Raw genomic sequence first — 8,211 nt, 5'->3', positions numbered from 1 at the left:
TAATCGCACATAGTCTGGATATTGAATTCTTTTTTGCAAAACCATATCAAAGCTGGCAAAGAGGAAGCAATGAAAACTTAAACAGGCTTGTAAGGCAATATTTCCCTAAAGGAACCGACTTCGATAAAGTTGATCCTAAACACATCGCTTTTGTTGAAAATCAAATCAATCACAGACCAAGAAAAAGGTATAACTTTAACTCTCCTATAGAAATGTTTAATCAAAAATTGCATTTATAAGTTGAATGTACCGATTTCAAAATCAGGGAAATCACAATTTCTGTTTTTGCTGAAATCTCATATAAGAGATTTTGAATCTTTCCGACAGGTTTCAACTCGTTTTTTTCTGCCTGCATCTGCGTGCTTTTTTTTGGAAATCACTTAAATTCTCAGATAAGAAATTTTTTAACAGGTAAACAGAACCTGATTTTGTTTACCTTTTTTGTTTTGTAACATGGGGTATTATAAAGAAGATTATTTCTTTTGCCTTAAATAGTGAAATGTGTTATTGTAAAGAGATCTAATCGAATGAGCCGGCCGACCAGTCAAAGTCTATTGCAATTTATTTTTACACTCATGTTATTCGGGAGTGTTTCCTGCTCGTTTGGACAAGATTCTTTGAAACCCATTCAATTTGAAAAAGTAGCGTTTAAAAAAACGGCCACCTGGAATGCGGAAGTGCTTTCTGCAGCAATTGTAAATGGGAAAAACACAGATAAAGAGAAGTTTGATGCAATTCTTTCCTGGGTGGTAAACAACATCAAATACGATTCCAGGCGTTATAACTCGGGTAAGGCTTTTTTATCGAATCGCTCGTTGAAACGGACTTTGAGAAGACGCAAAGGAATCTGCACCGATTACGCAGCTTTGATGGATTCACTTTGTTTTTATGCAGGATTACAGAATGTAACCATTACCGGATATGTCAAGGAAGTCAATTTTGATGTAAATGATCCGGTTTATTTTGATAATCACGCCTGGAATGCAGTGAAATTAAATGGAAGCTGGTTTTTGTATGATCCAACCTGGTGTTCGGGTAATGTTGGTTTGGATTACAAGCCCTTTGCGAAATGGCGGATCAAAATGATTCAAAAATTGGAAAAGCGCACCAAAAAAAAGGAGCTGAAATTCGGTTCGAAAATAAAGAACGGTAAAAGATGTAATCTACCCAAAGAGACAGTTTACAAGTCTAAAACCATTGATGTCGTTCGTTTTTTTTCGCGTGTATTTATTCGGGTGCTTAAGTGGTTTCCGTTCAAAATGGAAGAGAAATTTGAGGGTGTCGCTAATTCAGCCTGGTATTTGACCAATCCGGAGGTGTTTGCGGTAACTCACTTTCCGAATAATCCGATCTGGTCTTTTTCCGAAAAGACTGCCGATGTAGCGGATTTTGTGGCAGACATGAAGTACTATACTATTCCGGATTATTTGAGCATGGATGAAACCCGTCACGGAACATTTTGTTTGCCTTGCGATGATTATGAAGCCTCAACTGAAATGGAAAGAGAAGCAAAAAATTACGAAGCAAGTCTTCAGAACAACCCCAACAATCATTTTTTACCCGGAAACTATCAGCTGATGATGGGTGGGCATTTGTATCAGGAAGTTCTGAAAGAAACGGATTCTTTGACGAAAGTTCATTTAATGGATTCTACAGAAGTTTATTTGTTGAAAGCAAGGGCTTATTACAAGCAAGCTCAAAAAGATGCCAGGGTGGAAGCGGTTTTTCATGTTAAAAAGAATACAGCCAAAAAATACGTGCTCCTGAAAGAAAATCGTAAGGGGTTAACGGAGTTGAATAAGCTGCTTAGTCTTACAGTAATAAAAAGAAATCAAATACGCGTCTTAGCTGCAAAATCCAGGAGTTTAAACAGATCCGAAAACAGCTTTTTGAATCGTTTCAATAACAATTTTTCGAATGCCGGACCGGCTAAAAAAATGAAGGACGAACAAATTGAAAAGATCAGGCAAAAGATAGGGGCGAATAAAGCTTATTGTGATTCTCTGACAACCGAAATTCAATCAATACAAGAACGGTTTAAGTTAAATCTGGGAACACTCTGGTTGAATTTAAGAGAGGGAGAGGAAAAAGCTGTTCCCTTGTTGAATAACTATTTCACAGACGGTCAGATGAGACTGTTCGGCCTGCAGGACAGTTATAAATTCTACATCCGGGAATTGCGGAAGAAAATTGCAGCCGACAAAGAGATATTGGCGAATAGTATCGATACAAATCTCTGGAAAATGTCGGACTCTGTTTGTAAGGATTATACCAGGCTGGTTCAGATGGTCAAAAAACGAGATGCTGCTTTTGATAAAAACAAACGAAACTTCATGTTGTTGAGACGTGTCGGTGTATTGACGGAAGCGGATGTTCGAAATTTCTGTTTAGAATCAGCTGCAACTGTTACAGAAACGATTTGTTGGAACAGTGAAAACGAATCATTGGTGAGAAGCCTGGTCCTGACGTTCAATTATTTTTCCCGGGTTATGCGAAAATCAACTCAGATCATTCCCTGGGATTCAAGAATGGAACAAATCCGCTATCGGGTAATTGATCGCCACGTGAGAAGAAACCAAATGCGAAGCAAAGATGCTGTTTATAATAATGCGAAGTTAGTTAGCCGGATCAATGCCAGCCTGCACGATCACCGGAAAAAAATTGAAAGAAAGAAATCCATTTAACAGGATGTTTTGTTTGGGAATTTAGTTGGTACATAAATTTTTCGCGCAGATAGTAAACAGGATATCTGATCTGCGCTCCGGCTCTGTCGGAGTTTGCGGAATCTGTGGGAGAAAGAAGTCAGTTGCCGGATTTACATCCAAATCTACCCGTAAAAACTTTCAAAGAATCGGGATGAGTTATTAACAAGAAACGAGCTTGCTTTTAATCATCCCTTTCTTTTCACTATCTTTATTGTCCCCAAAAAAGAGCGCGCATGTTTTTGATTTTCGATACCGAAACAACAGGTTTACCACGTGATTGGAATGCTCCATTGACGGATCTGGATAACTGGCCGAGAGCCATACAGATCGCCTGGCAATTACATGATGAATTGGGAAATGTGCTCGAAGCAAAAGACTTCCTGATTCGCCCGGATGGGTTCGATATTCCCTATGATGCGGAACGGATTCACGGTATTTCGACAGAACTTGCCTTAGAGCAGGGAGAAGCGCTGGAAGATGTTATCGCAGAATTTAATGAAGCCCTGCGGAAAGCAAAGTTTGTAGTGGGGCAAAATATCGGTTTCGACCTCAACATCATGGGAGCCGAATTCCTGCGAACCAAGGTTGAAACAACCATGCACGATCTTCCGGTATTGGATACCTGTACGGAAGTAACTGCCGAATTGTGTAAAATTCCCGGAGGTAGGGGAGGTAAATTCAAACTGCCGACACTAACCGAATTGCACAGCTATTTGTTCAACGTTCCGTTCGGAGAAGCACATAATGCAACTGCCGATGTGGAAGCAACCACGCGTTGTTTCTTCGAATTGGTACGCAGAGAAGTTTTTACCAAAGAAGAACTAAAGGTTGAGTTAGAGTATTTCGATCGCTTCAAAATTGCGAACCCGGATTACATTCAACCGATTGGTCTGACGCACCTCAACTTAAAAGAAGAAAGTGCAAAGCTTAAGAAGCAGACAAGCGATGATACGATTTCGGTAGACGTTTCCGAAGCGCGTGAGCGCTTGAAAGACCTTCCGTTTGTTCATTTGCACAATCACACGCAGTTTACAATTCTTCAATCCACTATGGATGTGAAAGGATTGATCAAGCAAGCGGTGAAACACAACATGCCGGCTGTCGCGCTGACGGATATCGGAAACATGATGGCTGCTTTCCATTTCGAGAAAGCCATTGCCGGAATCAATAAAGAAATAGAAGCAGAAAGACAACAAGCTGAAGAAAACGGGCAGGTTTATAACAGAGAACCGTTACTGCCGATCATCGGTTGTGAGATGTATGTTTGCCGCGACCGGAAAGATAAGACCGTTAAAGACAACGGTTCATTGGTTGTTTTTCTGGCAAAAAATAAAAACGGGTATCACAACCTCATCAAGCTGGCATCTGCAGCACATACGGAAGGAATGTATTACGTGCCACGGATCGATAAAACGATTATCGCGCAGTATCACGAAGATTTGATCGTTTTGACCGGAGGTTTGAGCGGTGAAGTACCAAGTTTGTTACTGAATGTCGGTGAGAAACAGGCAGAAGAAGCACTTGTTTGGTGGAAAAACATCTTCAAGGACGATTTGTATGTAGAAATCATGCGCCACGGGCAGGAAGACGAAAACCGTGTCAATGCTTCCCTGATCAAACTGGCTCAGAAGCACGAAGTAAAAGTCGTCGCAACAAATAACACATTTTACGGAACAAGAGAAGATGCGAATACGCACGATATTTTGTTGTGTGTAAGAGACGGAGAACAGGTTACAACTCCAAAAGGAAAAGGAAGAAATTTCCGTTTCGGATTGGAAAACGAAGAATACTACTTCAAATCTGCCGACGAAATGAAGGAATTGTTCCTGGATTTACCGGAAGCAATAGAAAGCGTAGCAGAAATCTTAGGGAAAATTGAACCGTATGCCCTGGCACGGGAAGTATTGCTTCCAGCCTTCGAAATTCCGGAAGAATTCAAATTCCCGGAAGATGAGGTTGACGGTGGTAAAAGAGGAGAAAATGCCTATTTAAGGCACTTAACATATGAAGGAGCAGCGAAGCGCTATCCTGAAATTACGGACGAAATCCGCGAACGTTTGGATTTCGAATTGGCAACGGTCGAGAAAACAGGATATCCCGGGTATTTCTTGATCGTACAGGATTTCTGTCAGGCAGCCCGCGACATGGGAGTTTCCGTTGGTCCGGGACGTGGATCTGCCGCAGGTTCTGCGGTGGCATATTGTACCGGAATTACCAATGTCGATCCGATTGCGTACGATCTCCTATTTGAGCGTTTCTTAAATCCGGATCGTGTTTCCATGCCCGATATTGATATCGATTTCGACGATGAAGGTCGTGGACGGGTAATTGACTGGGTAATTGCAAAATACGGTGCAAACCAGGTGGCGCAGATCATTACCTACGGTACGATGGCTGCGAAATCGTCTATTCGCGATGCAGGTCGTGTATTGGATCTTCCTTTGATCGAAACCAACGGATTGGCCAAGTTGATCCCGGATAACTTTTCGCTGGATGCTATTTTCAATTGGGAAGAACCCAAATTGGCAGAAAAACTGGCGAATAGCCCCCAGGATCTGGCAAACGTACAGGAATTACGTACACTTGCCCGCGGAACGGACATGCGTGCGCAGGTTTTGAGACAAGCGCAGCGAATTGAAGGCTCTGTCCGAAATACGGGAATTCACGCCTGTGGAGTCATCATTACTCCGGATGATATTACGAATTTCGTTCCGGTTGCTTTGGCGAAGGATACGGGAATGTGGTGCACGCAGTTTGATAACTCGGTGGCGGAAGAAGCCGGTTTGCTGAAAATGGACTTCTTGGGTCTGAAGACGCTCACCTTGATCAAGGATGCAGTCAAAAACGTGAAGAAACGTCACGACATCGACTTAGATCCGGATACTTTCCCGATTGATGACGAAAAGACTTACGAGTTATTCCAGCGTGGTGAAACAGTAGGGATTTTCCAATATGAAAGTCCCGGAATGCAAAAATACATGCGTGAATTGCGTCCTTCGGTATTTGCCGATTTGATCGCCATGAATGCCTTGTACCGTCCGGGTCCGCTGGAATACATTCCGGACTTCATTAAACGGAAAAACGGAGAACAAGAAATCAAATACGATTTGGATGCTTGTGAAGAGTATCTGAAAGAAACATACGGAATTACAGTTTATCAGGAGCAGGTAATGCTTTTGTCCCAGAAATTGGCAGGCTTTTCCAAAGGTGACGCCGACGTTTTGCGTAAAGCAATGGGTAAAAAGCAGCGTTACATCCTGGATAAAATGAAGCCTCAGTTCGTTGAACAAGGTCAGCAAAGAGGACATGATCCGGTGATTCTGGAAAAAGTGTGGAAAGACTGGGAAGCATTCGCGTCCTATGCCTTCAACAAATCGCATTCCACGTGTTATGCCTGGATTGCCTACCAAACTGCTTATTTGAAAGCGAATTACCCGGCAGAATTCATGGCTGCGGTACTTTCGAATAACTTAAATGACATCACGCAGGTGAGTTTCTTCATGGAAGAATGCCGGCGCATGGGATTGGAAGTATTGGGACCGGATGTGAATGAATCAGTCTATGAATTTACGGTGAACCAGGCTGGAGCAATTCGTTTTGGTTTGGGTGGAATCAAAGGTTTGGGAAGCGGCCCGGTTGAAAACATCATTGAAGAACGCGCAAATGGATTCTTCACTTCGATTTTCGACATGACAAAGCGCCTGAACCTGCGTTTGGTGAACAAGAAAGCGTTGGAAAGCATGGCGTATGCCGGTTGTTTTGATTCCTTCAGAGGAGCACACCGTGCGCAGTATTTTGCATTGGATCCGGGAGGAAAAACATTCATTGAAAATGCACTGAAATATGGGAATAGCTTACAGGATAACGAAAATTCTGCACAGGTTTCCATGTTTGGAGAAACGGCAGATGTGAAAATGCCGGAACCGAGTATTCCGAATTCGGAAGAATGGAGTTTGCTCTACAAATTAAACCGCGAACGGGAAGTAGTAGGAATCTTTATTTCGGGGCATCCGCTGGATGATTTCAGAGTGGAAATCGAAGCATTTTGTAATGGAAACGTCGAATTACTTTCCAATGTGAAACATCACCTCGGGCGCGATTTCACCATTCCGGCAATTATCACCGATGCACAGCATTTGACCACAAAAACAGGAAAACCTTTCGGATTAATCCTGATTGAAGATTATACCAATTCGCACAAGCAATACATTTTCGGAGATACTTATCTGAAGTTTAAACACTTGTTGACAAAGGATTTGTTTGTAGCCATCAGGGGAAGAGTTCAGGAAGGGCCGTACCCGGATAAGATCACGAAAATGAAACCGATCGAATTCAGCATTAACTCAATCGAGCAATTGCAGGATATGATGGGAACGAAAACCGCAACAATCAACATCACAGTTCCGATCAAATTACTGGATCAGATGATGTTGAATAAACTGGAATCCATGTTTAAGGAAAGCGAAGAAGGAAACTGTTCGGTGAAGTTCACGGTAATTGATCATTTGGACAATCTGACAGTGACGATGCCTTCAAAACGTTTGAGAATCAATCCGTCTGCACGCATGCTCTCAGAAATGAAGGAAATGCAGCTGGAAGTGGGATTTGATACGAATTAAATGAAAAGGTTGAAGTTAAAAGGCAAAACAGATTATCCGGCTTCTCCCCTTGAGGGGAGACTGAGAGGGGTGGATTACCAATCTCAGTTAGCAACAGCCTCATGAGCTATATTATTCCCAGATCCAGATAGTATATTCTTTCATAAAACCACTCGGATTCAGCTTTATTTTCCAAAAATAGTGTTCAATATCCTGTTGAAATGGAGGCGTACATTGCTGAATCCCGACAACTCTGGCAATAGGAATGGGTTTGATTTCACTTGCGATAATAATGGCAATTTCCCCGATCGTTAATGTTCTGTTATTGATTTTAGAAAAAACAGGGGTTTTAGTGGAATCTGAGAAAGTGTTGGCCAAATAGGGAAGTATTTCAGTTCCACTATTGATTAATTTTTTACCGTTATTACATGATTCAATATCGTCCGAATTCGTAATCTCTTTAGAGATCAGTGCTAGTGATTCTCTTATTTGATAGTCAATGCGCATAGCTTTATCCGGTTCCGGAAGTTCTAATCTTCCTTCAGAAACGTTTATTTTGTTCTCGTCACAAGCCATTAAAACAGCTACGAATCCCAATGCAAAACTGAATGATTTCAGAGTGTTTTTCATAATTATAAGTAGTGTTTTACGAATCAATGTTCCTTTTAGAATAATGCGATTAAGCGAAAAACGTTTTATTGAATGGATTTGATCAGCGTTTCAATGCTCGAAGTCTTTTGGTTCAATACAATCAATTGACTTTTGTCGTTCAGGAGTATTTTGACTGCAAACTCTTTGTCCGGATTGGCTTTCCAATTTTTCAATTCGGTAAATGTGCTTTTCAATAGTTTGAATTTCTCCGCAGGTTTTTTTGAAATAATGACAACTTTCGTTAGCGGTGTTTCCTG

4 protein-coding genes and 1 pseudogene are annotated in these 8,211 nt (G+C 41.6%); 3 read left to right on the top strand and 2 right to left on the bottom strand.

The genetic code is table 11. From position 1 onward, the window contains the following. The 3 genes from Q1V93_RS07640 to dnaE form a co-directional block, all read left to right on the top strand. The coding region (locus Q1V93_RS07640) for an IS30 family transposase (RefSeq protein WP_300663402.1) at window positions 1–239 on the top strand (239 nt) is incomplete at its 5' end. Between the two features lie 336 nt (window positions 240–575). Then, window positions 576–2,684, top strand: a complete 2,109-nt coding sequence (locus tag Q1V93_RS07635) for a transglutaminase-like domain-containing protein (RefSeq protein ID WP_300663400.1) — start codon at window positions 576–578, stop codon at window positions 2,682–2,684. A gap of 254 nt (window positions 2,685–2,938) precedes the next feature. Beyond that, the gene (dnaE, locus tag Q1V93_RS07630; RefSeq protein ID WP_300663398.1) at window positions 2,939–7,324 is read left to right on the top strand and encodes a DNA polymerase III subunit alpha; all 4,386 of its coding nucleotides are present in this window, start codon (window positions 2,939–2,941) and stop codon (window positions 7,322–7,324) included. 111 nt (window positions 7,325–7,435) lie between these two features. Here the strand turns inward: dnaE and Q1V93_RS07625 are convergent, their stop codons facing one another. Together Q1V93_RS07625 and Q1V93_RS07620 are read right to left on the bottom strand one after the other, a co-directional pair. After that, the gene (locus Q1V93_RS07625) at window positions 7,436–7,933 is read right to left on the bottom strand and encodes a hypothetical protein (protein ID WP_300663396.1); all 498 of its coding nucleotides are present in this window, start codon (window positions 7,931–7,933) and stop codon (window positions 7,436–7,438) included. A gap of 65 nt (window positions 7,934–7,998) precedes the next feature. After that, window positions 7,999–8,211, bottom strand: a pseudogene (locus tag Q1V93_RS07620) (hypothetical protein); the annotation flags it as partial.

The organism is Fluviicola sp. (assembly GCF_030151805.1).
Classification (GTDB): domain Bacteria; phylum Bacteroidota; class Bacteroidia; order Flavobacteriales_D; family Crocinitomicaceae; genus Fluviicola.
Note: the sequence above shows the minus strand (reverse complement) of the source record. Positions and strands in the feature narration are given on the sequence as shown.

Coding starts and splice junctions, on each gene's coding strand:
- Q1V93_RS07625 (WP_300663396.1), bottom strand. CDS start 7,933: ATGAAAAACACTCTGAAATCATTCAGTTTTGCATTGGGATTCGTAGCT.
- Q1V93_RS07635 (WP_300663400.1), top strand. CDS start 576: ATGTTATTCGGGAGTGTTTCCTGCTCGTTTGGACAAGATTCTTTGAAA.
- dnaE (WP_300663398.1), top strand. CDS start 2,939: ATGTTTTTGATTTTCGATACCGAAACAACAGGTTTACCACGTGATTGG.